Annotated in this window: 27 protein-coding genes and 1 other annotated feature; of the genes, 23 read left to right on the top strand and 4 right to left on the bottom strand. The window is 35.9% G+C overall.

The genetic code is table 11. The features are described 5' to 3' along the window. Positions 1 to 68: 68 nt before the first annotated feature. From HII32_RS07485 to HII32_RS07475, 3 genes are read left to right on the top strand one after another with little or no spacing between them, the layout of a single operon-like run. Positions 69 to 1,289 carry a metallophosphoesterase family protein gene (locus HII32_RS07485; RefSeq protein ID WP_172189927.1) on the top strand — a complete coding sequence of 407 codons (1,221 nt, stop codon included), beginning with the start codon at positions 69 to 71 and terminating at the stop codon, positions 1,287 to 1,289. Further along, positions 1,289 to 3,835 (top strand): ATP-binding protein, encoded by a 2,547-nt coding sequence (locus HII32_RS07480; RefSeq protein ID WP_172189925.1) that lies wholly within the window; start codon positions 1,289 to 1,291, stop codon positions 3,833 to 3,835. The genes HII32_RS07485 and HII32_RS07480 overlap by 1 nt, the downstream gene beginning before the upstream one ends. Next, positions 3,828 to 4,775 carry a 3'-5' exoribonuclease YhaM family protein gene (locus HII32_RS07475; RefSeq protein ID WP_172189923.1) on the top strand — a complete coding sequence of 316 codons (948 nt, stop codon included), beginning with the start codon at positions 3,828 to 3,830 and terminating at the stop codon, positions 4,773 to 4,775. Before HII32_RS07480 ends, HII32_RS07475 begins: the two co-directional genes overlap by 8 nt. A 54-nt stretch (positions 4,776 to 4,829) precedes the next feature. Here the strand turns inward: HII32_RS07475 and HII32_RS07470 are convergent, their stop codons facing one another. From HII32_RS07470 to HII32_RS07460, 3 genes are all read right to left on the bottom strand, one after another. Then, positions 4,830 to 5,717, bottom strand: a complete 888-nt coding sequence (locus HII32_RS07470) for a peptidylprolyl isomerase PrsA (protein ID WP_172189921.1) — start codon at positions 5,715 to 5,717, stop codon at positions 4,830 to 4,832. A gap of 130 nt (positions 5,718 to 5,847) precedes the next feature. Further along, on the bottom strand, positions 5,848 to 6,156 hold the full coding sequence (locus tag HII32_RS07465) for a BAR domain-containing protein (RefSeq protein ID WP_172189919.1): 309 nt from the start codon (positions 6,154 to 6,156) through the stop codon (positions 5,848 to 5,850). A gap of 5 nt (positions 6,157 to 6,161) precedes the next feature. Beyond that, positions 6,162 to 6,602 carry an HIT family protein gene (locus tag HII32_RS07460; protein WP_172189917.1) on the bottom strand — a complete coding sequence of 147 codons (441 nt, stop codon included), beginning with the start codon at positions 6,600 to 6,602 and terminating at the stop codon, positions 6,162 to 6,164. 125 nt (positions 6,603 to 6,727) lie between these two features. On the opposite strand from HII32_RS07460, the gene HII32_RS07455 reads away from it, so the two are divergent. The 3 genes from HII32_RS07455 to trmB are packed head-to-tail and all read left to right on the top strand — an operon-like array spanning position 6,728 to position 9,351. Next, positions 6,728 to 7,465 (top strand): ABC transporter ATP-binding protein, encoded by a 738-nt coding sequence (locus HII32_RS07455; RefSeq protein ID WP_172190072.1) that lies wholly within the window; start codon positions 6,728 to 6,730, stop codon positions 7,463 to 7,465. Continuing rightward, positions 7,462 to 8,685: an ABC transporter permease gene (locus HII32_RS07450; RefSeq protein WP_172189915.1), complete on the top strand. Its 1,224-nt coding sequence runs from the start codon at positions 7,462 to 7,464 to the stop codon at positions 8,683 to 8,685. Before HII32_RS07455 ends, HII32_RS07450 begins: the two co-directional genes overlap by 4 nt. Before the next feature lie 21 nt (positions 8,686 to 8,706). After that, positions 8,707 to 9,351: a tRNA (guanosine(46)-N7)-methyltransferase TrmB gene (gene trmB, locus HII32_RS07445; RefSeq protein WP_172189913.1), complete on the top strand. Its 645-nt coding sequence runs from the start codon at positions 8,707 to 8,709 to the stop codon at positions 9,349 to 9,351. Here the strand turns inward: trmB and HII32_RS07440 are convergent. Then, on the bottom strand, positions 9,333 to 9,650 hold the full coding sequence (locus HII32_RS07440) for a hypothetical protein (protein WP_172189911.1): 318 nt from the start codon (positions 9,648 to 9,650) through the stop codon (positions 9,333 to 9,335). The two genes, trmB and HII32_RS07440, sit on opposite strands and share 19 nt — an antisense overlap. A gap of 135 nt (positions 9,651 to 9,785) precedes the next feature. Between HII32_RS07440 and HII32_RS07435 the strand changes: the two genes are divergently transcribed. The 17 genes from HII32_RS07435 (at position 9,786) to yhbY (ending at position 25,701) form a co-directional block, all read left to right on the top strand. Continuing rightward, entirely contained in the window at positions 9,786 to 10,109 is a 324-nt protein-coding gene (locus tag HII32_RS07435) for a thioredoxin family protein (RefSeq protein ID WP_172189909.1), read from the top strand. Between the two features lie 20 nt (positions 10,110 to 10,129). Beyond that, on the top strand, positions 10,130 to 10,768 hold the full coding sequence (ytpR, locus tag HII32_RS07430; RefSeq protein ID WP_172189907.1) for a YtpR family tRNA-binding protein: 639 nt from the start codon (positions 10,130 to 10,132) through the stop codon (positions 10,766 to 10,768). A gap of 23 nt (positions 10,769 to 10,791) precedes the next feature. Beyond that, entirely contained in the window at positions 10,792 to 13,164 is a 2,373-nt protein-coding gene (locus tag HII32_RS07425; RefSeq protein ID WP_172189905.1) for a DNA translocase FtsK, read from the top strand. A 20-nt stretch (positions 13,165 to 13,184) separates the two neighbouring features. Further along, a complete protein-coding gene (murC, locus tag HII32_RS07420; RefSeq protein WP_172189903.1) occupies positions 13,185 to 14,516 on the top strand; it encodes a UDP-N-acetylmuramate--L-alanine ligase in 1,332 nt (443 codons plus the stop codon). An 85-nt stretch (positions 14,517 to 14,601) separates the two neighbouring features. Beyond that, positions 14,602 to 15,303, top strand: coding sequence for a Bax inhibitor-1/YccA family protein (locus HII32_RS07415; protein WP_172189901.1), 702 nt, complete (start codon positions 14,602 to 14,604; stop codon positions 15,301 to 15,303). Between the two features lie 112 nt (positions 15,304 to 15,415). After that, positions 15,416 to 18,070: a DNA polymerase I gene (polA, locus tag HII32_RS07410; protein WP_172189899.1), complete on the top strand. Its 2,655-nt coding sequence runs from the start codon at positions 15,416 to 15,418 to the stop codon at positions 18,068 to 18,070. A gap of 11 nt (positions 18,071 to 18,081) precedes the next feature. Continuing rightward, complete coding sequence (mutM, locus tag HII32_RS07405) at positions 18,082 to 18,921, top strand: DNA-formamidopyrimidine glycosylase (RefSeq protein ID WP_172189897.1); 840 nt, start codon at positions 18,082 to 18,084, stop codon at positions 18,919 to 18,921. Continuing rightward, a complete protein-coding gene (gene coaE, locus HII32_RS07400) occupies positions 18,918 to 19,505 on the top strand; it encodes a dephospho-CoA kinase (RefSeq protein WP_172189895.1) in 588 nt (195 codons plus the stop codon). Before mutM ends, coaE begins: the two co-directional genes overlap by 4 nt. 18 nt (positions 19,506 to 19,523) lie before the next feature. Next, the gene (nrdR, locus tag HII32_RS07395; RefSeq protein WP_172189893.1) at positions 19,524 to 20,015 is read left to right on the top strand and encodes a transcriptional regulator NrdR; all 492 of its coding nucleotides are present in this window, start codon (positions 19,524 to 19,526) and stop codon (positions 20,013 to 20,015) included. Continuing rightward, on the top strand, positions 19,990 to 21,345 hold the full coding sequence (locus tag HII32_RS07390) for a DnaD domain protein (protein ID WP_172189891.1): 1,356 nt from the start codon (positions 19,990 to 19,992) through the stop codon (positions 21,343 to 21,345). Before nrdR ends, HII32_RS07390 begins: the two co-directional genes overlap by 26 nt. A 9-nt stretch (positions 21,346 to 21,354) precedes the next feature. After that, positions 21,355 to 22,281 carry a primosomal protein DnaI gene (gene dnaI / locus HII32_RS07385; RefSeq protein ID WP_172189889.1) on the top strand — a complete coding sequence of 309 codons (927 nt, stop codon included), beginning with the start codon at positions 21,355 to 21,357 and terminating at the stop codon, positions 22,279 to 22,281. A gap of 42 nt (positions 22,282 to 22,323) precedes the next feature. After that, positions 22,324 to 22,457, top strand: a sequence feature (ribosomal protein L20 leader region). A gap of 21 nt (positions 22,458 to 22,478) precedes the next feature. Beyond that, on the top strand, positions 22,479 to 23,006 hold the full coding sequence (gene infC, locus HII32_RS07380; RefSeq protein WP_172190070.1) for a translation initiation factor IF-3: 528 nt from the start codon (positions 22,479 to 22,481) through the stop codon (positions 23,004 to 23,006). A gap of 32 nt (positions 23,007 to 23,038) precedes the next feature. Continuing rightward, entirely contained in the window at positions 23,039 to 23,233 is a 195-nt protein-coding gene (gene rpmI, locus HII32_RS07375; RefSeq protein WP_172189887.1) for a 50S ribosomal protein L35, read from the top strand. 53 nt (positions 23,234 to 23,286) lie between these two features. Then, positions 23,287 to 23,643, top strand: coding sequence for a 50S ribosomal protein L20 (rplT, locus tag HII32_RS07370; RefSeq protein ID WP_172189885.1), 357 nt, complete (start codon positions 23,287 to 23,289; stop codon positions 23,641 to 23,643). 67 nt (positions 23,644 to 23,710) lie between these two features. Beyond that, entirely contained in the window at positions 23,711 to 24,223 is a 513-nt protein-coding gene (locus HII32_RS07365; RefSeq protein ID WP_172189883.1) for a YqeG family HAD IIIA-type phosphatase, read from the top strand. An 11-nt stretch (positions 24,224 to 24,234) separates the two neighbouring features. Continuing rightward, positions 24,235 to 25,374: a ribosome biogenesis GTPase YqeH gene (gene yqeH, locus HII32_RS07360; RefSeq protein ID WP_172189881.1), complete on the top strand. Its 1,140-nt coding sequence runs from the start codon at positions 24,235 to 24,237 to the stop codon at positions 25,372 to 25,374. Positions 25,375 to 25,389: 15 nt separating this feature from the next. Next, positions 25,390 to 25,701, top strand: a complete 312-nt coding sequence (gene yhbY, locus HII32_RS07355; RefSeq protein ID WP_172189879.1) for a ribosome assembly RNA-binding protein YhbY — start codon at positions 25,390 to 25,392, stop codon at positions 25,699 to 25,701. Position 25,702: the final 1 nt, after the last annotated feature.

The following is a 25,702-nucleotide window of genomic DNA, read 5'->3' as shown; positions in this document are numbered from 1 at the left end:
GCGCCGGGTTTAGTGTTGAATACTAACCTGGCGTTTTTTTGTCTGAATTCAACAAATGAGGAAAGTTAATGAAATTTATTCATGCGGCCGATTTACATCTAGATAGTCCTTTTTTAGGATTACGTGATGAGGCAATGCCAGAAAGTCTAGAAACTATTATTCGTCAATCAACTTTTGAGTCGGCTAAACAGATTTTTACCGATGCTATTGATCAGCAAGTAGATTTTGTTTTATTAGCTGGTGATTTATTTGATCGAAATGAGCAAAGTGTTGCAGCTAAGTATTTTTTAGATCAACAGTTGCAACGATTAAATGAAGTCAATATTCCTGTCTTAATCATCTTTGGCAATCATGATTATTATGCAGGAGATATTGAACAATTGGGTTTTCCGGCCAATACGTTTGTGTTTGGTAATCAAGTAGAGACCCATCAACTAACTTTGACATCAGGAGAAACGGTGGCAATTAGTGGGTTTAGTTTTGCTAATCAGTGGGTAAGAGAGCGAATGATTAATGATTATCCTCAACGACAAGCAGTTGATTGGCATTTGGGCATGCTTCATGGTAGTGCTGAAGGTATTCACTCTACTGAAGGAGTGTATGCTCCGTTTTCTATTACAGAGTTACAAGCCAAAAACTATGATTATTGGGCCTTAGGCCACATTCACTTACGTCAGTCACTAGATGAAGAGGAAACTATCAATTATGCTGGTAATACTCAGGGACGTCATATTAATGAAAGTGGCCCCAAAGGATACCTCTTGGTTGAATCGAAGCAACATCAATTACAATCTAGTTTTCATGCCACAGCAACAATAGACTGGCAACGTTATTTAATTAGAGCAACCGGAGTGACTAGTACGGAATTAATTAATCAAATTTTTGCTGAATTAAGTGAACAGAAATTTAAGCAATTACAATTAATACGAATTGAAATTGCGGCAGATACATTAAACGATGAGCAAATAGCAGAAATTAATTCGGGCCAACTTTTAACGGTTTTACAGCAACAAAATCAAACTATTTGGCAACAATATCATTTTTGGGTTACTTCAATAAAATTAACAGAGGTTACTAACCAGTTAAATGACACTATTGATGGACGCTTCTTCACAGAGGCTGAAGCTGATATTTTTACTGAAACTCAATATAAGGAATTATTGCAACCATTTGCTAAATATCAGTTTGTAGCAGCAGAAATTTTAAATGATGATAGTGAACAACAAATTCATAATTTTGCTACGCAAACACTGGTCACACATATTAAAAATGAAGGAGCGGCTGATTAATGATTATTAAAACCATTGATATTTACGGTTACGGTAAATGGGTTGATCAACAAATTGAATTTTCGGCTCCTATTCAAGTTATTTATGGTCCTAACGAGGCCGGTAAAAGTACTATTATTGATTTTATCACTTCAATTCTTTTTGGCTTTCAAACTAAGCGACAAGCTATTCATGGTCAGTATCAGCCCAAACATAGTCATGCATATGGTGGAGAATTAGTTTTTGAACAAGATGGCATCACTTATAAAGTTATCCGGACGGCTGGCAGCCATGGTGGCAATGTCAAATTTACTAATCTAACGGATGAAATAGAATTGACCAAAGCAGACTTTGACCAAATTATTGCACCGATGAACCGGGAGTTGTATTCAGAATTATTTTATTTTGGTGGTGTTGATCAAACCGCCTTTTATAAAATGGGATTAGATGATTTGCGTTGGCGAATTCAAAAAATAGGAATTAATAATGCCGAGAGTTGGTTTGCACTTCAAAAACAAATTGATAAACAAGCAGCAGAATTGTATGCTCCCCGGGGACGCAAGCGGGTGATTAATCAACAATTAAAGCAACATGACGATTTAGTCGAAAAAATTCAAGCAGCACACCAACAATTTCCTGAATATCAAGAGTTAACCAAGCAACTAGCGGTTTTAAAACAACAACGTTTGCAAGCCAATCAACAATTAGCGGATCAACAAAAAACATTACAACAAAAGCAGCAACAATCCAGAGCATTGCCGTTAATTAAAGAGATTGATCAACTACAGCAAAAAACACCAGCTCAACTCATTGATATTAATGACCATACTTTTGAATTAGCGCGCCAACTTAATACTCAATTAGATTCATTAACGCAACAAACTGCACAAAATCAAGCTCAAGTTGATCAGATTCATGCCACTATTAAACTAGATGACCAACAGCAGTTTTTAATTGATCACCAACAGCAAATTGAAGAACTGGGTAATCAGTTAAATCGTCAATTTGAATTGTGTTCTCAAGTGGAGCTATTGGAACAACAAATTAAACGTAACCAACAACAAATTGACAAATTAACGCAACCGTTATTAGATAATGGGGCTAGTCGGCTACCAGATTTACTTACGGATACTGAAATTAGTCAAGTTAATCAATTTCTACAACTAACATCAGCTCGTTCACCCAAAAAGGTTAAAGCCAATTCTGCTGGAGTAATAATTGGTTGGGTGATGGCAATGGTGATGTTGATATTAGGGCTGTTTACTAACCGTGTACTGATTATAATTGGTGTAAGTATTGTTGGAGGAATCGTTGGATATCAGTGGTATCAAAAGAAACAACCAATTTCCAATGATAGTGTTGAAACTGGTGCGGATAATGAATTACCTAAATATTTAATAGCTATTGGTAAACGAACCGGTCTAGATAATTTCCCAATTGATCAATGGGTTAGTGTGCAAGGCCAAATTCGTCAAATTAATGATCTCAATAATAATTTAGATATTGACGCTAATCAACAGAGTAATTTAAAAAAACAGTTGCATGATTATTTAGTTCAATGGCATTTTGCAGATCACTGGTTATTCAATCCCAATTTGGACAATCGGCAACAACTAGAAAATGTTCAACAATTGGTCAATACAGCCCAACAATTGCAAAAAAAACAACAACAAAAAAAGCAACAATTACAAATTATCGACCAACTACAACAAACAAACCAACAAGAGTTAAATCAAAAGCAGATAGCGTTACAAAAAATATTGAATGATAATCAAGTTCAATCGATCACCGAATTAAAACAATTGGCTGAAGAACAAAAGCAACAACAACAAAACCAGTCACGGTTAAATATGTTACAACAACAATTGGAACAATTACATTTAACCACTGATTTGAATGTTAATTCTTTAACAGAAATAAATGCTGCCACTAATCAATTAGAGCAAGAAGTTAATCAACATCAGTCAGAGATAAATCAACTTAGTAATCAAATTTCTGAAGCTCAAACTAGGTTGGACATGTTAGCTAAAGACGGGTCATATTATGATTTACGGCAACGATTGAATAATTTACAAACAGAAATCAATGCTAATGTTACGCGATGGTTAGGCTTACAATTCGCTCAAAAATGGTTAGAGTTAGCAATGAACATTGCTACTAAAGGACGAGTGCCTAAGACGTTGGAAAGAACCTCAAAATACTTTAATATTATGACGAATCAGCATTACGTAAAGGTGAATTTTGAAGATCAAATTACGGTTGTGGCGGCCGATGGTACCAGCTTTGAAATTAAAGAACTATCTCGGGGAACTTTAGAACAATTATACTTGGCATTGGTTTTAGCTTTGGCAGTTGGTTTTAGTGATGAAATGGCTTTTCCAATTATTATTGACGACGGTTTTGTGAATTTTGACGTTTATCGAACGCAGGCTTCGGTCAAATTAGTTCATGAAATTAGTAAAACTAACCAAATTATTTTTGTCACTGCTGACAAGCGACAAGCTGAAATGTTTAGCCACGATGCGATGTTAAACTTAACTTCGAAGGAGGAAAAGGTTAATGACTAAGCTAATTAGTGATATTGCAGTAAATGAAAATTTTGAAATATTTACTTTAATTAAGGATGTTAAGGTCAGGACAGCTAAAAATGGTAAACAATTTTTAGACCTAACTTTTACTGATTCTTCTGGTGAAGTGGGCGGTAAATTTTGGGATGCCAGTGCTAATGACATTAATAATTTTCAGATTGGTAAGATTGTTGCCTTAAAGGGTAAAAAAGAATTGTATATGGGCAATGTGCAAATCAGAATTGCTGGTTTACGTTTGGCTCAAGAAGGAGAACCTCAAGATCCGTTATTGTTTGTGAAGCGGGCACCTTTAACCCAAGAACAGTTGGAGGAACAAATTAATCAATATGTTTTTGAAATTGAGGATGCTACTTATAATCGAATTGTCAGAACCTTACTTCAAGAATATTCTCCACAATTTTTTACTTATCCAGCAGCGAAATCAAATCATCATGATTTCGAGGGTGGGCTAGCTTTTCATACGTTAACTATGCTTAAATTGGCTAAGGCAGTCACAGCCATTTATGATCATATTGATGTACCGTTACTTTTTGCGGGAGTTATTTTGCATGATCTAGGCAAGGTCATTGAATTGTCCGGACCAGTGGCTACTAGTTACACTTTAGCCGGTAATTTAATTGGACATGTCAGTATTATGGATGCAAAAATAGTTGAAACAGCGGATCAACTGAATTTTGCACAAGATGATGAACAGGTACTTAAACTACGCCATATGATTTTATCTCATCATGGTGAATTAGAATATGGGTCTCCTGAACGACCACAATTGTTAGAAGCAGAAATTTTGCATAATTTAGATATTATGGACGCGGGTATTGTAATGATCCAAAAAGCGCTACAAAATACTAAACCAGGTGAATTCTCAGACCGAATTTTTGGCTTAGATAATCGCCGTTTCTTTCGATCATTAAAGGAATAACCCTATATCATAACAAATAAAAAGGACCGGCAATTGCCGGTCCTTTTTCAATACTTATTTTTTAGATGATTTAGATGATGATGAGATGTAGTCAGAAAGCACGTCATTTAAATCTTTATCTTCGATATGAACGTTACCTTTCTTAAGCACCTTAGAAACAACTGAGTGAAGAGTATCACTGTTGTTCATTTCACTATCTACAATTTGGTCTTTTAATTCAGCCTTGTGATCTTGCCATTTACCTTTAGCAGGGTGGTTAACCATTTGGATGACGTAATAACCATATTGGGTTTTTACTGGAGTCTTAGTATATTCACCATTCTTTAACTTGAAGGCAGCAGTCTTAAAGCTACTGTCAAGAGTGGTATTAGTGTTATTAAAGGCTTCTTGACGACCGCCTTTGTTCTTAGTTGCAGTATCAGTAGAGTACTTCTTAGCTAATGATGAGAAACTCTTCTTGTCATCTAATTGTTTGATAACATCTTTAGCAGTTGATTCTTTTTCAACTAAGATGGCATTAACAGTTACCTTTGGTTGGAAAGTCTTAAATTGTTTTTCCATTTTGGCATCGGTAAATTTAGTGTTAGCCCGAACTGCTTCTTTAAGTAATAGGTTTGAACGAATATCTTTTTTAAGTTGAGCTGCAGTGGTTCCATTTTGTTGTAATACACTATCAAATGAAGAACCATATTGCTTCTTATAATTATTGAATTCCTTATTTACTGCTGAAGCCTTTACCTTGTCACCATATTCTTTTTCAAGTACTTTGTTTAAAATCATTTGTTGAAGTACTTGTTTTCCGCTTGAAGTATTCTTTAAGCTACTGTAGTATTCGCTTTCGGTAACTTTACCACCATTAGTGGTAGCTACGCTTTTGCTACCGCAAGCTACTAAAGTAAAACTCATGAGTACTCCGGCTAAAGCAACTAGCCATTTTTTCATAAAATAACACACTCCGTTTCATATATTTTTGTTGTATTGAAACACTTTCTCAATACTACCACATTAGCGCTTAATGATTAAACATTGAGCTCAACTTAATTAAATATTTGAATTTGCAAGCAAAACTTAATTATTGTTTTAGTTTATTGACATATTTGTTAACTTCATCAATGTGAGGCTGAACGATAAACATAAATTCGTCAATGATTCTTTGAAGATCTTCGGTAGTGTCTTGAGCTAATCCCATTTCACCTTTAAAATTGGCCAAGGCCTCATCGAAATTTTGTTTGGCTACTTTGAGTTCTTCAAGGGCCGCTTTTTTATGCTTAGCTTCACTTACCATATTTTGAGCGGCTTCTGATGGAGTCTGCTTAGTTTTATATAGGTAATATCCGATCCCAGCTGTCGTGATAATAGCTGCTTTCGTTAAAAATTTCATATTCATTAATCTCCTAAGTGTGAATTAATAGATTCCTGAATTTCTGTAAGTTGTTCGGGGGTATAATTCGCTGAGTTGTCTTTAAAGAACATCCCAAAATCATCTTTGCTAGTGTATCTAGGTACCAGATGAAAATGTGAATGAAAGACTGATTGATAAGCCACTTCACCGTTATTATTAACAATATTCATTCCTTTAATAGCTGGATTAGCGGCTTGAATTGCCCGTGCAATCATTGGAATTTTAGCAAACACTGTTGCAGCCAATTGTTCATCATATTCAAAAATATTGGCAACATGAATTTTGGGGATTACCAATGTATGACCTGGAGTACCTTGAGAAATATCTAAAAAGGCTTTAACGTCATCATCTTCATAGACGGTGTAGCTGGGGATGTCGTTGGTAATAATTTTACAAAAAATGCAATCAGGGTCTAATTTTGACATAGATAAGTCCTTCTTTCATTATTTATTAATTTGTATTATACCATTAAAAGAGTGGCTACTTAGTCTTAATCAAGGGCCTATGGTATAATCATGGCAGTAAATATTTACGAATGAGAAGTGATAATATGAGTTTGGAAGTATCAAATTTAGTTGGGGGCTATTCTAATGTCCCAGTTTTAAAGGACGTTTCTTTTGACGTCCGTAATAATGAATTAGTCGGATTAATTGGGCTAAATGGTGCTGGTAAATCCACTACCATCAACCACATTATTGGATTATTAACTCCATTTTCTGGCGAAATTAGTATTAATGATATCCAAATGAAGGATAGTGTGAACCAATATAAATCACAAATTGCCTATATTCCTGAAAGTCCGATTGTTTACAAAGAATTAACCTTACGTGAACACATTGATTTAACCATTATGGCGTATGGTTTAGATGTAGATAAGGCTTGGCAACGAGCTAAGCAATTATTAAAAATGTTTCGGTTGGATAATAAACTAGATTGGTTTCCCGATAATTTTTCTAAGGGGATGCGACAAAAAGTGATGATTGTTTGTGCTTTTATTACTAATGCCCAATTATTTATTATTGATGAACCATTTTTAGGACTAGATCCGCTGGCAGTAGATGACTTATTAAAATTAATTGAAGAAAAAAAGGCTCAAGGAGCAAGCGTTTTGATGTCCACCCATGTTCTTGATACGGCTCAACGTTTTTGTGATCGATTTGTATTGTTACATAACGGTCAAGTACGTATTGAAGGAACCCTTGAAGAATTAAAAGCGGCCTTTCCGGATGCAGGAGAATCTCTTAATGATATTTATTTGTCATTAGCAAAGGATGGCGGTGCTCAATGAAACTGCTTTATAAACAAAGATTAACTAGTCATTTAAAAGAGATGATGAAATATTTACGGCTAGTTTTTAACGATTATTTCTTATTAGCATTACTGTTTTTAATTGGTGGATTAGGTTTATCCTATTCTAATTTATTAGCAGGTTTAAACGGCCATGAGTGGTGGTTATTACCTGTGGCTATTTTAGTACTGACAATCAGTGCTAATTTGGGGAGTATTGCAAGCTTGGTTGAAGAACCAGACTTTGTTTTTTTATTACCACGAGAAGGACAAATGAATGAGTATTTGCGTCCAGCTTTTTGGTATAGTGCTGGCTTAGCAGGCCTTATTCAAATTGTTATGACGATTATTGTTTTTCCGCTTATTAGTGCAACCCATGCTCTTACGGGGGTTACTGGATTAATTAGTTTAATTGTGCTCATGTTAGTATTAAAAACAGGAGCCTTATTGACTAATATTTATAGTTTTTATCGTATTAATAACCAAGCGGGCCGTCAATTCGGTCTATGGTTGGTGCCAGTAATAACATTGGTTGTAGGAATGTATTTTAATTTTTGGTTAGCTCTTGTAATAGCAGTTATTATCGTCGGGGGGATGCTTGGTTGGCGACAACGCCAAATTAATACTGCAGCCTTAAATTGGAACAAAATGATTAAAATAGAATCTAGTCGCATGCACCGAATCTATCAATTTTTCAATTTATTTACTGACGTGCCAATGGTCAAAGGCATTATTAAGAGACGTCGTTTATTACAACCGTTACTTAATCGAATCAAACTTAGTCCAGACAATACTTACCGCTATTTATATGCGCACGGAATTATCAGAGATAATGAAATGAGTGGTTTATACACTAGACTAACTACCTTGGGAGCAATATTGCTTTACCTTATTCAAGGACAATATTTACCAATTATTATTAGTGCGCTATTTCTTTATTTAATTGGATTTCAATTGATTCCATTTTATTTTCATTATGAAGACAATGTTTTTGTGCATATCTATCCAATCGATAAGAGTAACCAAAATAATAGTTTTGCTAAAATTATAGAAAAATTACTTATGCTAACTGCCGTAATTTTTGCAATTGTCGTAATTATGGCTAATTTGGGTAGTCTTACAACAATTGCTGGGGTTATAATAGTTGAGTTGCTAGAAATCGCCTGGTTTATCAAATTATACTTACCAGGAAGAATTAAAAAGAGTGAATTTAATCGCTAAAAATATTTAAGGAGTAGTTATATGCGCGTAAGAAATAAGCCTTGGGCTGATGAATATATTAAAGAACACGCAGATTACATCGTTACTGAACCGGAAAAATATATCGGTAAATGGCAGGATCGTTTTGCTAAATCTCAACCATTAAACGTTGAAATTGGTAGTGGTAAGGGACAATTTATTATTGAAACTGCTCGTCGAAATCCAGATATTAATTTTATTGGGATTGAATTACAAAAAACGGTAATTGCCATTGCTTTAAAAAAATATATGGAAACGCCGTTACCTAATCTTCAGTTTTTATTGACTGACGGAGCTAATGTAGATGAGTTATTTCAACCTAACGAAATTGAAAAACTTTATTTAAACTTTTCAGATCCATGGCCAAAAAAAAGACATGCTAAACGGCGTTTAACATCTCCTAATTTCTTAAAAACTTATCAAGTTGTGTTACAAAATGAAGGCCAAATTGAGTTTAAAACTGATAACCGGGGCTTATTTGAATACTCGCTAGTTAGTTTTAACAATTATCCATTAGAATTTGATTATGTATCACTTGATTTACATCAATCAGAAGAGAATGAAGATAACGTTGAAACAGAGTATGAACAAAAATTCAGCGCAAAAGGACCCATTTACAAGTTAGTTGCTCATTTTAAAAAGGTCTGAGATTTAAACGATAACATTTTGCCATTTTTGGCACTGCCGGTAAAACTATAGATAATGGTTTTATCTGCTAACATATAGGATAAACCACCAGAAAAATCATCATGTTTAGTGGTTGGTTTTTCAATCCAAGATCCAGTTAAATCGTGGTCGCTTTGACCAGTTAATTGTTTGGCTTTATTTAAAAGTTCGTCAGCATATTTATCTTTTTGATGACGGGCTTTTTGATTTATTAAGAAAATGCCTACACCTATTCCAAGGCAGGTAGAAATTATTGCAATAGTTTGATTTTTTGTTGTCATTTTTTTCACCTCATCAATATTTATAACACAGTTGTAGTTTATTCAGCTAGTCGCTGTTTGTTGCGTGAAAATGTTATATAATATTTGTTAGCAAGAAATAACGGTGGCACGATAACTTGAAAAGGGGAATAAATAATGGAAAATTTACCTAAAATGAATTTAAACGAACTCACAACCAAAATTAGTAACGGCAAATACATGCTCTTTTTCTCAGCTGATTGGTGCCCTGATTGCCGATTTATTAAACCGGAAATGCCTAATATTGAAAAAGAATATCCTCAATATACTTTCTTAGCAGTAGATCGCGACGAAAATATTGATTTGGCAGCAGAATTGAATATTTTTGGTATTCCTAGTTTTGTGGCCTTTGATAATGGTAAAGAAATTGGTCGGTTAGTAAATAAAGATCGTAAAACTAAAGCAGAAGTAGAAAACTTTATTAATTCACTTGAAAATTAAATTTCGGAAAGGATGTTTTAATGTTAATTTCTAGTTATAACTCCCAAACCATGGGAGACACTTTGGTTATTATTATGGGCCAAGATGTGACTAATCAAACCACCACGATTCATGACAATGTTGCTCAAATTATTGATGCCGACACTAATAATACTATTGGTGTCAACTTTTTGAATGCCAGTTCTATTTTACCTGAACTAGCTGAGGTGCACGGTCAAATTATTTTGAGTAAGGATCAAGTGGCTAAGTTAAATGAATATTTGCATAGCCATGATTTCGATTTAACGTTAACTGCTGATGAAGAACCTAAATTTGTAGTAGGTTACGTTAAGTCAATGACACCGCATCCAGATTCAGATCATTTAAATGTGACCGTTACACAAATTGATAATGATCAAGAAGTTCAAATCGTTAGTGGCTCACCTAATATGCAACCAGATATCACTGTTGTCGTTGCTAAAGTGGGAGCGATGATGCCTAATGGTCAAATTATTTGGCCTGGTGAATTAAGAGGGGTTAAGAGTGATGGAATGATCGTCTCAGGACGGGAATTACAATTACCTAATGCACCACAAGTACCTGGCGCATTGATTTTACCTGATGAATATAATGTTGGAGAACCGTTTGACTTTGAGAAGGCACAACATTTATTTAACTAATAAACTTTTGTAGGTGTGATGGAATGAAAAACTATGATGGACCAGCTTATTATCGTTGGCGAGATAAGCAACCTAAATTAATGAAACAATCGACAACAACTGAAGAACGACCATCAAAAGTTAAACCTTCAATGTCCAAACCAAGAAGCCAAAATAAGGTTACAACCTCTTCCAATTTAGCTGCTCGGGTCCGTAAATTCGAACCCAAGACCACTGAACATAATAATGGTGGTAGTAAAGAGTTAGTAGAGTTTTTTGATCGGCAGCGTAGCCAAAGAAACTCATTTTATGAAATGGTAATTGAGCGACTACGGTTAGATAACAATGATTTAATTTTATTTGATGACGATAATTCGACAACGGATCTGATTGATTTAGATCATTTAGAAAAATCAGTCGAAAAAAATAGTGAATCGCTGAAAGCAACGGTGAATGAACCTGAATTAAGCGAACGTAGCGAAAGCATTGATCAAGAAACAAGTAATACAGAACAAAATGAAAAGGGCGGATTAGGTAAGTCATTTTCCACTATTGTTGGTGGAGAAGGCAACCATAATGAAAGCTTGCCCTTTTTTGCTGCGGACAATAAACCAGTCACTGCTACAGCTGATGAAAAAGACGCTGATAGCACCGATGAGTTATCAGATATTGACAACGATGATGTTGATAAAAAAACGGACGTTGATGTAGCTGCTATTTCTACTCCATCAGTTCCAGTTAGTTCGACAATTAATCAACGATTCCAAAATCCATTAGAATCTAAAGGAATAACCGCTGCTGAGAATGAAACAGCAGCAATGGATTCGATTAAAGAACCTGAAATGGTAGAGGAAGTTGTCACTGAGGTTACAAATTCTGATCAGGATCCAGTTATTAATAATGAAGATGAAATAGAAGTGCAACAACAACCATCTCAAACAACGGAAGTAGAGTTAAATCATAATGAATCTAGTAATCACGTTAATTTAGTAGAACCAGTCAAAGGATATGTCTTTCCTTCCATGGATTTATTAAATCCACCAATTACTGATGAAGATGATTCTGTTTATGATTGGGTAGAACATCAAGTTGATACTTTAGACCAAACGTTAAAAGCATTTGGAGTTGATGGTGAAGTAGTCGATTGGACCAATGGACCAACTGTAACCCAATTTCAAGTGAAGTTAGCATTGGGAGTTAAGGTACAACGTATTGTTAATTTGCGTGATGATCTAAAATTAGCGTTAGCAGCTAAAGATGTTCGGATTGAAGCACCTATTCCTGGTAAATCCACGGTCGGAATCGAAATTCCTAATGCAACTCCACGACCGGTGACGCTATCAGAAGTAATTGATACTGCTAAGTTTGCTGATAAAAAATCACCATTAACTACGGCGGTCGGAGTAGATATTTCTGGCCGACCACAAGTGACCGATATTAGAAAAATGCCACATGGTCTAATTGCAGGGGCCACTGGTTCTGGTAAGAGTGTCTTTATTAACAGTTTATTAGTATCCATTTTATACAAAGCCAACCCTGCTGAAGTTAAGTTGCTTTTAATTGACCCTAAGGCAGTAGAACTAGCACCATATGATGGCATCCCACACTTGTTGTCTCCTGTTATTTCTGATCCACAAGAAGCGGCTGCTTCCCTTAAGTGGGTAACTAAAGAAATGGATGAACGTTATGAAAAATTATCGGCGGCCGGGGTTCGAAATATTGAACAATTTAACGAAAAAGCTGAAGAACAGGGCGAATTCGGTCTCAAAATGCCTTACATTTTAGTTATTATTGATGAATTGGCCGACTTAATGATGGTTGCTTCTAATGAAATCCAGGACTATATTGTGCGAATTACTCAAAAGGCACGGGCTGCTGGTATTCACTTGATTGTGGCTACCCAAAGGCCAAGTGTCGATATTGTGACGGGAACTATTAAGAATAACATTCCTACTAGAATTGCCTTTATGGTTTCTAGTCAGGTTGATTCTCGAACGATAATTGATACCAGCGGGGCCGAAACCCTTCTTGGAAAAGGTGATTTACTTTACCTCGGTAATGGTTCACCTCAACCAGTTCGTTTGCAAGGGGCTTATGTTACTAATGAAGAATTAGAAAATGTGGTTAACTTTGTCAGACAACAAGGTCAACCTAATTATATGTTTACTCCTGATTCACTTAAAAAAATTGTTCAGACTAGTAATGAAGATGAGTTAATGCCTGAGGTATTAGAATATATTGCAAAAGAAGATACGGTTTCAACGTCTAAATTGCAACGTTTGTTCTCGATTGGCTATAATCGAGCCGCTAATATTATTGACACCTTGGAAAGTCATCATTATATCTCAGAGCAACATGGCTCTAAACCACGTGAAGTTTACTATCACAATGATGAAAGTATCCAAACTAGAAATTAATACTCGAAAGGACAGTATTTATGGATAATCAAAATATTTACCATTTTATCGGAATTAAAGGGACAGGAATGGCCGCAATGGCACTTATCTTAAATGATCGAGGAGATAAAGTGCAGGGATCTGATATCACGCAATATACCTTTACACAACGCGGGTTGGAGAAGGCTGGCATTAAAATTATGCCGTTTGATGAAAATAATATTACCGACAATATGACTGTTATTATTGGAAATGCGTTTACTGAAGATCACCCAGAAGTAAAAAAAGCCCGTTCAATGAACATTCCGGTTTATCGCTATCATGAATTTTTAGGCAAATTGATTGAAGGTAAAACTAGTATTGGGGTTGCTGGAGCTCATGGTAAAACTAGTACTACCGGTTTGTTAGCGCATGTTTTAAGTGGCATTGCACCAACCGATTATTTAGTTGGTGATGGTAGCGGTAAAGGTGTCCCTAATGCTCGTTTCTTCGTCTATGAAGCCGATGAATATCGTCGCCATTTCTTAGCTACATATCCAGACTATGCTATTATGACCAACATTGATTTTGATCATCCAGATTACTATGAAAGTATTGATGACGTTATTGATGCTTTTCAAACGTTTGCTAGCCAAGTTAAGAAAGGCATTTTTGCTTGGGGTGATGATAAAAACTTAAGAAAACTTCATGCCAATGTTCCAATTTATTACTATGGCTTAGATGATGACGATGATTTTCAAGCCGTTGATGTTAAACGAACTACTAAAGGATCTCAATTCCATGTTATGTATCGTGGCGAAGATTTGGGTGAATTTATGGTGCCTTTATTTGGGGAACACAACGTTTTGAATTCATTGGCTGTAATTGCAGTGGCCTATTTTGAAGATGTTGATTTAAATGAAATTAGAGAAGAATTATTAACCTTTGAAGGAGTTAAACGTCGTTTTTCAGAACGTAAAGTAGCTGATATGACCATTATTGACGACTATGCTCATCATCCTTCTGAAATTAAGGCTACTTTAGATGCTGCTCGTCAAGAATATCCTAACAAAGAAATTGTGGTCGTTTTTCAACCACATACTTTTAGTCGAACCATTGCTTTGATGGACGACTTTGCCTCTAGTTTGAACATGGCTGATCATGTTTTCTTAACTGATATTTATGGCTCACCTAGAGAGGCTTCTGGCGACGTTTCTAGCCAAGATTTGGCTAATAAGATTACTAAAGGCGGTGAAATTCTCACTGTTGAAAATATGTCGCCACTATTAGATTACGATAATGACGTTGTTATCTTTATGGGTGCCGGCGATATTATGAAATACGAAAATGCTTATGAAGAATTGTTAAGTCATTTGAGTAATAAGATTAATTAATCATTTAGAAGTGGGTTAAATTCTTGCTAATTTTAATGGTTCTGTTAAACTTGGGACAAATTTTCAAGTGAAAGGATCTGAGTAAATGAATAATTATCAAGATGATCGCCGTATGGTTAATAATGCGGTAGGTTTTAACGATTTTTTAACTAAGATGTATGGTTGGATGAGCTTAGCGGTTTTAATCTCGGCGGCTACGGCTTACTTTATGAGTTCAGTATTTGGAATTGCTGGATTAATGCAGAATCGCTGGTTAATGTGGGGTTCCTTGTTAGTTTGGTTCTTTATGCCTTTTGTTATTACTAGCCAAGCTATGAAACGACCATCATTAAGTTTTATCTTTTTAATGTTATACGCGATGATTACTGGAGTGATGTTTTCATCAATCTTTTTAACTTACACCGGTACTTCGATTGTGGCAGCATTTTTATCTAGTGCCGCTATCTTCATTACAATGACGTTATTTGGTTTAACCACTAAACGTGATTTAACGAAGTGGGGTACACAGGCTTCAGCTGCCTTAATTGCCTTAATTGTGGCAATGATCATTAATATGTTTTTAAGAAGTAGTATTATTGCGTTTGTCTTTTCCGTTATTGCCATTGTGATTTTTACCATTTTGACGGCATCGGATACTCAAAGAATGAAAAACATTTACAATCAAGCTAATGGTCAAGTATCAACTACTGGTTTAGCAGTGATCGGTGCCTTGCAACTTTATCTTGATTTTGTGAACTTATTTAGTCAAATGCTTTCTATTTTTGGCCTAGGTGATAATCGAGATTAATAAAAAAGCGGTGATTTATATCACTGCTTTTTTTGTGCGCTAATGCCTGATATTATTGTCATCAAGTGTTAAAATTATAATTAGGTATCGCTTCAGATAAAAGGAGAAATAGATGGCTAAAAAATTACTTTTAATTGACGGAAATAGCATTGCTTTTAAGGCATTTTATGCACTGTATCAATCATTAGATCGTTTTACAAATAGTGAGGGACTACATACTAGTGCTATCTTTGGTTTTAACCGCATGCTGGATAAGGTTTTAGCAACTGAACAGCCAGATGAAGTATTAGTAGCATTTGATGCTGGAAAAACTACTTTTCGGACCGAAAAATATCCTGATTATAAAGGAGGACGCAGTGAAACTCCTTCAGAATTACTAGAACAAATGCCGTATATCAAGGAACTCATTGAAGATCGTGGTATCAAAACTTATGAATTAGCCAATTATGAGGCTGATGATATTATCGGAACATTAGCTTTTCAAGCTGAACAAAATGGTGATTACTCTATAGTAGTAATTACTGGTGATCGTGATTTAACTCAATTGACTTCTGATCAAACGACGGTTCAAGTCTCTAAAAAAGGTGTTACTGAGTTAGAGACCTATACTACGGATTATGTGAAAGAAAAACTTGGTGTTCGTCCCGATCAAATTGTGGAAATTAAAGGGTTGAAAGGTGACAATTCGGATAATTATCCAGGAGTTACTAAGGTGGGAGACAAGACCGCCCAAAAACTAATTCAACAATTTGACTCAATTGCCGGTATTTATGAGCATATTGATGAGGTTAGTGGTAAAAAGCTAAAGGAAAATCTCATTAATGATCGAGCCAAAGCCGAATTAGCGCGTGAATTAGCAACAATTAATCGCCATGCCCCCCTGACCATTTCATTATCTGATTTAACGTATCAAGGACCGAATACAGAAAAATTAATTAAATTTTATGAAAAAATGGACTTCAAATCATTTTTAAAACAGATGGCTAATGATGGCATTGCTGACGCCAGTCAATTAACTAACATTCAGTATCAAGTACTGACAACTGATAATATTGCTGAATTAAATCAATTAGGTGATGAAGTTAACTTTCAATTAGAACTTGCTGATGATAATTATCATACTGCTGCAATAGTTGGCTTTGCAATTGGTACTGAGGGTAAGTGGTACGCTTCAAATAATCCTAAATTATTAACTAACAAAGTGTTAATAACAATACTAGAATCTAATGTGATTAAAAAGAATTTATTTGATTCTAAGAAAACAATGGTAGCCCTTAACCGATTGGGAATAACGCTAAAAGGTGTAGACTTTGATTTATTGCTAGTTTCTTACTTACTTAATACCTTAAATAATAGTAATGATGTGGCTGAAGTAGCGGCCGATCACGGTTTTGATAATATTAAAACTGATATTGAAGTTTATGGTAAAGGGGCTAAGCGCTTCATTCCTGTTGACCAACCTGAATTTACTGAACATTTAGTTCATAAAGTGGCCGCTATTTCTTCTTTACACGAAAAAATGTTTAAGGATTTAGATGAACATAATCAAACTGAACTTTACTGGCAAATGGAATTACCAATGGCAGTTGTGTTAGCTAAAATGGAAATTGCTGGTATTTCTGTGAAGGCCAATCGTCTAGAAGAAATGGGTAGTAAGTTGACCGAACGGTTGTCTGAAATTGAACAACAAATTTACCAACAGGCTGGGGAAGAGTTTAACATTAGTTCACCTAAACAGTTAGGAAAAATTTTATTTGAAAAAATGCGATTACCGGTGCTTAAGAAAACAAAAACCGGGTACTCAACCGCTGTTGATGTATTGGAAAAGTTGGCACCAGATGCACCTATTGTGCAAAATATCTTGGATTATCGACAAGTTTCTAAGCTATTGTCTACTTATATTTCTGGTTTGTTAAAGGTAATTAATCCAAAAGATGGCAAGATTCATACACGTTATCTACAAACTTTGACGCAAACTGGAAGATTATCATCAGTTGATCCTAATTTGCAAAATATTCCTATTCGTAGTGAAGAAGGCAAGCAAATTCGTTCGGCCTTTGTGCCTTCAGATCCTCAAGGATATATTTTTTCTTCGGACTATTCTCAAATCGAATTGCGCGTTTTGGCTTCGGTTTCTGGTGATAAGAATATGCAAGAAGCTTTCGCTGAGGGAGAAGACATCCATGCGGCAACTGCTCGTAGAATCTTTGGTCTCGCTTCTAATGATGAGGTGACTCCTGAACTACGGCGCCAAGCCAAAGCCGTTAACTTCGGTATTGTATATGGTATTAGTGATTATGGCTTAGCTCAAAATACTGGAATTACCCGTAAACAAGCACGTCAATTTATTGATCGTTATTTTGAAGAGTATCCTGGTGTTAAAAAATATACGGAAGAGATTGTTCAATTTGCTAGAGATCATGGCTACGTGGAAACATTGGAAAAACGTCGTCGTTACCTTCCAGATATTAATTCCAAGAACTTTAACAAACGCTCATTTGCTGAACGAACAGCAATGAACACCCCAATTCAAGGTGGGGCCGCTGATATTATTAAAATTGCTATGATTAATATGGATGAAGCACTAGCAGGATTCAAAACTAAGATGTTATTACAAGTTCATGATGAATTAATTTTTGATGTTCCTGTTAATGAATTAGAAGAAATTAAAGCAATTGTACCTAAGGTGATGGACTCAGCTATTTCTTTAGCAGTACCGCTAAAAGTAGAAAGTCATTACGGTACGACCTGGTACAATGCAAAATAGGAGTTGATTATATGCCTGAATTACCAGAAGTGGAAACGGTTCGTCGCGGATTGGAACAACTAGTTGCCGGTAGTGAAATTGACTCGGTTGATGTTTTATATCCTAAAATGATTGATGTTACCCCAGAAAAATTTAATGAAATTTTGAGTCATCAAGTGATAACTGGTATTAACCGTCGAGGAAAGTATCTTTTAATTCGTATTAGTAATGGGTACACGATTGTGTCACATTTACGAATGGAAGGAAAGTACGACGTAGAACCAGAAGGCCAACAACTGGATAAGCATACCCATATTGTTTTTCATTTAACTGATGGACGTCAATTACGTTACAATGATACTCGAAAATTTGGCCGAATGAATTTAGTGAAAACGGGTGAAGAATATAAGGTGGCTGGATTGAAAACAATCGGTCCAGAACCTACTGCGCAAAGTTTAACTTTGGAATATATGGTTGATATTTTTGGCAAAAGTCACCGTAAGGCCAAACCATTTTTATTAGATCAAAGCAATATTGCTGGATTAGGCAATATTTACGTTGATGAAGTTTTGTGGATGAGCAAAATTCATCCTGAACAACCGGTAAATCTCATCTCAGAAACTGAATTAGCCGATTTACGTGCAAATATTATTGATGAGATTGCACGAGCTATCGATGGGCATGGGACTACGGTACATTCTTACTCTAATGCTTATGGCGAAGCAGGTAGTTTTCAAAATTATTTACAAGTTTATGGACGTAAAGGAGAACCATGTTTACGCTGCCAAACACCCATTGAAAAAATTAAGGTCGCCCAACGAGGGACTAGTTTTTGCCCTCATTGCCAGGTGATTCATGGAGCGGTTAAATGAGCAAGATAGTCGGACTCACGGGAGGGATTGCTACTGGTAAGTCGTTAGTTAGCAAATATTTAACGACACAGGGTATTCCCGTCATAGATGCTGATCAAGTTACTCGTGAAGTACAAGCTCGAGGGACAGCTGGGCTAGCGGCAATTACAGCAGTTTTTGGACCAACTATTTTAACCGAAAATGGCGATTTAAATCGGCAACAATTAGGTGAACTAGTTTTTAATGACTCCACACAGTTGAAATTATTGGTACGAACTATTGACCCATTTATTCGTGCAGAAATTACAAATCAAATTAAAAATTATCAAGACAAACAATTAGTAATTTTGGACGCACCCATGCTTTTTGAGCAGGGCTATCAAACAATGGTTGATCAAATTATGGTAGTATATTGTAATCCAGAACAACAATTGAGACGATTGTGTCAACGCAATCAACTGTCCATTGGCGAGGCAACCAAGCGTATTGCTAGTCAGTGGCCGCTAAGTGTGAAGCAATCATTGGCTGATGAAATTATTAACAATTCTGGTTCAATTAAACAAACTCAGGTTCAGGTAGCTTTATGGTTAGCTGCCCAACAGTAAAATTTGTGAGGTGAGATTATGCACTGTCCACATTGTGGTTATAGCAGTTCTAAGGTGGTTGATAGTCGACCAACGGATGATGGTAAAGCAATTCGACGGCGACGTGAGTGTGAACAATGTGGCTTTCGATTTACCACTTTTGAGCGAATCGAAGCAACTCCACTTTTAGTAATTAAAAAGAACGGTAATCGTGAAGAATTTAATCGTGAGAAGTTAACTCGGGGAATTGTTCGAGCGGCAGAAAAACGGCCGGTTTCAATGGCTGCAATTACTGATTTAGTTAACAAAGTTACCAATAAATTACAAGGTAGTGGCGAAAACGAAGTTACCAGCACCGAAATTGGTGAATTAGTAATGGCAGATTTAGTTGATTTAGACGAAATTTCCTATATTCGGTTCGCAAGTGTTTACCGTCAGTTTAAGGACATGTCTGTTTTTTATGAAGAATTAAAAGAAATGATGGAACGTGACGCAGAAAAGAAACATGGAGATGATGAAACTGGCGAGTGAAATTACCGCTGATTTACCTTTTGTGGCAATTGTTGACGAGTTTACTGACATCAATTATGAGTCCTTAACTAATTTATATGCACCAATCGTGGGCTCTGCGGCAATAAATTTATATAATTTGTTGCAGTCGATGGCTCGCCATAGTCCGATTAGTACTTTACGTCATACTCATTACGAGTTGCAGAGCATGCTAAATGAGCCATTGACCCAATTACAGCATAATCGCCAAAAATTAGAAGCGGTGGGGTTGATGTCTACTTATGAAGCTGGTGAACGGTTAATTTATAGAATGAGATTGCCGCTTCAAGCTACAGCATTCCTTCAAAAAGATGCCTTAGCATTATTACTATTAGATAATGTAGGCGATCAAACTTTTGATCAAATTGTGATGAGACTATTACCCCAGTTGGATAATGACGATGGTTTAGATGTGTCGGTTGCCATTTCCGAATTATACCCAACGTTATTAAAAAATTCGGTGAATACAAAGTCAGAAATTGTAAATACGCGTCAGCATATTGATGAACATAATTTAAGTGAAAACACTCTTGAAATTAATAGCGATCAATTGGATGTTAAATTACTGCTTAATATTTTGACGAATACATTCGTTGATTTAGCGAGCGTGAAGGCTAATTTGGATTTAATCAAAACTGAAAGCAGTTTATACGGTATTAATGAACTTCAAATGGCTAATTTAATTCAAAAAGCGACTAATTTAAAAACTAATCAATTAGAAATTAATGTATTAAAGCATAATATCTCTAAGACTTATCAAAGTAACCCGGCGACAACTATCAAATCGGTAGCAAATAAACCACAGCTCCAATCAGCAGACAATTCGGTTTCTAAGAAATTTGAACAAATTATTAAAATTGCACAACAAACAGCACCACTAATTTTTTTACAACAAATCAAAAAACAAAAAAATGGTTTTGTTACTAGTGGCGAAGAGCGCTTGATTAGAGATTTAATAAGTCGTCATCTATTTCCCAACGAAGTAGTTAATGTATTGATTTATCATATTCTAGTGGATGAAAATAACGGCGCGTTAAATAAAAATTTAACTGAAACTATCGCTAATGATTGGAGTCAGCATAAGGTTGCTTCAGCTGCAGAAGCCATCAATGTGATTCAGGGACGTAATCAGGCTAAGACTAATAAAAAGAATAATAATTACCGCAATAATAACAATCGAAAAGCTAATGTTAAAGAAACGTTACCAGAATGGGCTAAAACAAATAATAAGGATACAAAAACTACCAAATTATCTAAGGAACAGCAGCAACAGTTAAATGAACGCTTGAAAAAAATTCAGACCAAAAAGTAGGTGATAATAATGAGAAATATGGGTGATGAATTAAAAACAACGGCCGCTTCGATGACGGATTTTAATAAAAGATTTGCGGCTATTATGGATAAGGTGCTGGTTGACGATGATGTGCAGAAATTTTTAAATGATCATCAAAATGAATTGGCGACTGATGCTATTAGTCGCGGTGCTGCTAAATTATATGAATTTTGTCACGTTAAAGAGCAGGTACAAAATGGAGAAAAAAGTTTTGCTCCTGGATATTTTCCACACCTAGTGGTCAACAATCACCTCATTGACATTTCTTACGCTGCTTCGCCTGAAGAAGTGCAACGAATTCAACAACGTAAAATTAAGCAACGAATTCAAACAATTATGATGCCCAAAGATATTCGTCAGGCAACCTTAACAGAGTTTGAACCAAACGCTGAACGGTTTGAGGCATTAAACGCGGCGCTGGATTTTATTGCTAACGCTAAATCATCTCAATTTGAACCGGGACTTTATTTATACGGACCATTTGGGGTGGGCAAAACTTATCTTTTAGGAGCAATTGCCAATGAATTAGCCCAAAGGGGTATCAAAACCACGTTGGTACATTTTCCTAGTTTTGCTGTGGAAATGAAATCATCTATTGGTGATAATTCTGTAGCTAATAAGGTTGATGAAATTAAAAAAGCTCCGGTATTGATGATTGATGATATTGGTGCTGATTCTATGTCGTCTTGGATTAGAGATGATGTGTTAGGGGTTATTTTGGAATATCGCATGCAACAACAGCTACCAACTTTTTTTAGTTCTAACTTTTCCATGGATCAATTGGCAGAAGAACATTTGCGTATTAATCAACGTGGCGATGATGAACCATTAAAAGCTCAACGTTTGATGCAAAGAATTCGTTTTTTGTCTCGGGCAGTGCCTATGACGGGCAATAATCGTCGACCTCAAAACTAGTTATTGACACGTATTTTAAATGATGATACTATTTAGTAGTTGAAATAAAAGCAGAAGCACCCGCTTCTCGCCTAAGTTGACCATTGGGGTCGCTGGGCTTGATATCGAATCTGCGTATCATTTTGGTATGCGGTCTATCAAGAGCGGGCATCGAATGTCCGCTCTTTTCTGCTTTTTGTTAAAAAATTTGGAGGTGAATTACCATAGCAAAGGATATGATGGTTAATGATGGAATTAGAGCTCGGGAAGTTCGACTAATCGGCGCTAATGGCGATCAGTTAGGTGTTAAAAGTCGCGATGAAGCTCTTAAGTTAGCAGAAGACGCTGACCTAGATCTCATTTTAGTGGCTCCTAAGGCAAAACCACCAGTTGCTAAGATTCTGGATTACGGGAAATATCGATTCGAACAACAAAAGAAGGATCGTGAATCTCGCAAAAAGCAAAAAGTTGTTAATATCAAGGAAGTTCGGTTAAGTCCGGTTATTGATACTAATGATTTCAACACTAAGCTTAAGAACGCTAGAAAGTTCTTAGCTAAAGGTGATAAAGTACGGGTTTCAATTCGTTTTAAAGGTCGAGCAATCACCCATAAAGAAATTGGGCGTGAAGTCTTAGAACGAATGGCCAAAGAAACAGCTGACGTTGCAACTGTTGTACAACGACCTAAAATGGATGGTCGAAGCATGTTCTTGATGCTTGATCCTAAGGACAACGATAAAAAATAATATTGGAATTATTTTGAGGAGGATATTGATCAATGCCTAAACAAAAGAGTAATCGCGCTGCTGCAAAGCGTTTCAAACGAACTGCTAATGGTGGCTTTAAGAGCGCCAATGCTTACACTAGTCACCGTTTCCATGGTAAGACTAAGAAACAACGTCGCCAACTTCGTGGTACTAGCATGATGGACTCAACTAACGTAAAGCGTTACAAGAAATTACTTGCTAAGTAATACATTAAAAAAACAAATAATCTAATTTTTGATTTACACAGGAGGAATTTAATATGCCACGAGTTAAAGGTGGAACAGTTACACACGCACGTCGTAAACGAGTATTGAAACTTGCTAAAGGTTACCGTGGTGCTAAGCACCGTCTTTTCAAGACTGCTAAAGACCAAGTAATGAAGTCAGAAACTTATGCTTTCCGCGATCGTCGCGCTAACAAAGGTAACTTCCGTAAATTATGGATTGCCCGTATTAACGCCGCTTCACGGATGAACGGTCTTAGCTACAGCCAATTTATGCATGGCTTGAGATTAGCTAATATTGATATGAACCGTAAGATGCTTGCTGATTTAGCTGTTAACGATGCGGATGCTTTTAAGACATTAACAGATGAAGCAAAAAAGGCTCTTAAATAATTACTAAAAAACTTTCACCGCATTGAGGGTGAAAGTTTTTTTAATAATAAAATCAATAGAGGTTATTATGTTAAATCAATTTAAACCAACTTGGATGTTTACATCTATATTTGATGTGACACCAACATTTTTATTGGAACATGGTATTGATACGGTGTTCACTGATTTAGATAATACATTGATGCCTTGGGATAAGCATGAAGGTGATGACCGGTTAAATACTTGGTTAACAGAAATGAATCATTTTGGGATTAAAGTGATTGTTGTCTCTAATAATAGTCATCAGCGAATCGCAGAAGCAGTAGATCCATTAAATCTCGAATTCATTTCACGGGCTTTAAAACCCACGGGCATTGGAATTAGACGAGCATTAAAACAATTTCACCTAAAACGTGATAAAGTGGTGATGATTGGTGATCAATTACTAACGGATGTGAAGGCCGCTAATGGTAGTCATATTAAAAGTATTTTGGTGAAACCACTGGTTAATAATGATGCTTGGAATACTTACTTAAATCGCCAATTAGAACGAGTGGTTTGGTATCAGTTAAAGCAGAAGTATCCAGATTTACATTGGTAAAGGAGAACTGAATGACCGAAACAAATGAAGTAGTTTTTGAAGGTGAAGTAGTTCACTGCATTGGTTGTGGCGCTAAAGTTCAAACTACAGATCCAAAAGAATTGGGTTACACCCCTCAGTCAGCTTTAGATAAGGGGTTAGAACGCGGTGAAGTTTATTGTCAGCGTTGTTTTCGTTTACGTCACTACAATGAAATTACACCAGTTAGCTTAACTGACGATGATTTCTTACAACTATTAAGTCAAATAAGAGATACAGATTCGTTGATTGTTTATGTTGTTGATATTTTTGACGTAAATGGCAGCTTAATTCCTGGCTTGCATCGTTTTGTAGGTGACAATGAAGTATTATTAGTTGGTAATAAAGTAGATATTTTACCCAATTCCATCAAATACAATCGGGTCAAAGATTGGTTGAGACAACGTGCCAATGCGGCAGGAATTCGTCCAATTGATGTAGAATTAGTATCTGCCAAAAGTAACCAACACGTTGATCATCTACTAGAACAAATTAATAAGTACCGGCAAGGAAAAGACGTTTATGTTGTTGGGGTAACTAACGTAGGTAAATCTACACTGATTAATTCCATTATTAAACAATCCACTGGAATTGCTGAGCTAATTACTACATCACGTTTTCCTGGTACCACACTAGATAAAATTGAAATCCCGTTGGATGATGGACAAAAAATGGTGGATACACCAGGTATTATTCAACCAGAACAAATGGCCCATTTACTTACTGGCAAAGAACTTAACTTGGTAACTCCAAGTAAAACAATCAAACCGAAGACTTATCAGTTAAATCCAGAGCAAACATTATTCTTTGGTGGTGTTGGACGATTTGATTATGTTGCTGGTGATAAGAAGCATGGTTTTACAGTTTACGTTGATAATAATTTATTTGTTCATAGAACTAAACTAGCTAATGCTGATGATTTTTACGCTAAGCATGTTGGCGAAATGTTGACGCCACCAACGACTGATAATGCTGCTAGTTTTCCTAAACTAGTCCGTCACGAATTTAAAATTAACCAAAAGAGTGACATTGTTTTAGAAGGACTAGGATGGATAACAGTTCCAGCTGGTGTAACTGTTGCTGGATATGCCCCAAGTGGTGTCGCTGTTTTAATCAGACCAGCAATGCTTTAAACATAGAGGAGAAAAATGGACTTAAGAGGAAAACAAAAACGTTATTTAAGAGCACGGGCAAATCATTTTCGCCCAGTATTTTCTATTGGTAAGAACGGTTTGTCACCAATTTGGCTAGAAGAAGTTGGCGGAGCTATTGAGTACCGTGAACTAATGAAAGTTAATGTTTTGCAAAATGCTGATGTCACCGTCGATGATGTTAAAAATTACATTGAAAATAATAGTGATATTTCAGTAGTTCAAACTATTGGTAGTGTTTTGCTATTGTTCAAACCGGCTGAAAAAGAAAATAATCAAAAAATTTCCAAGGACGTTTTTAAATTGTAGG

It is taken from the genome of Lentilactobacillus kribbianus (genome assembly GCF_013184075.1).
GTDB lineage: Bacteria > Bacillota > Bacilli > Lactobacillales > Lactobacillaceae > Lentilactobacillus > Lentilactobacillus kribbianus.
This window is presented reverse-complemented; position numbering and strand designations above follow the sequence as displayed.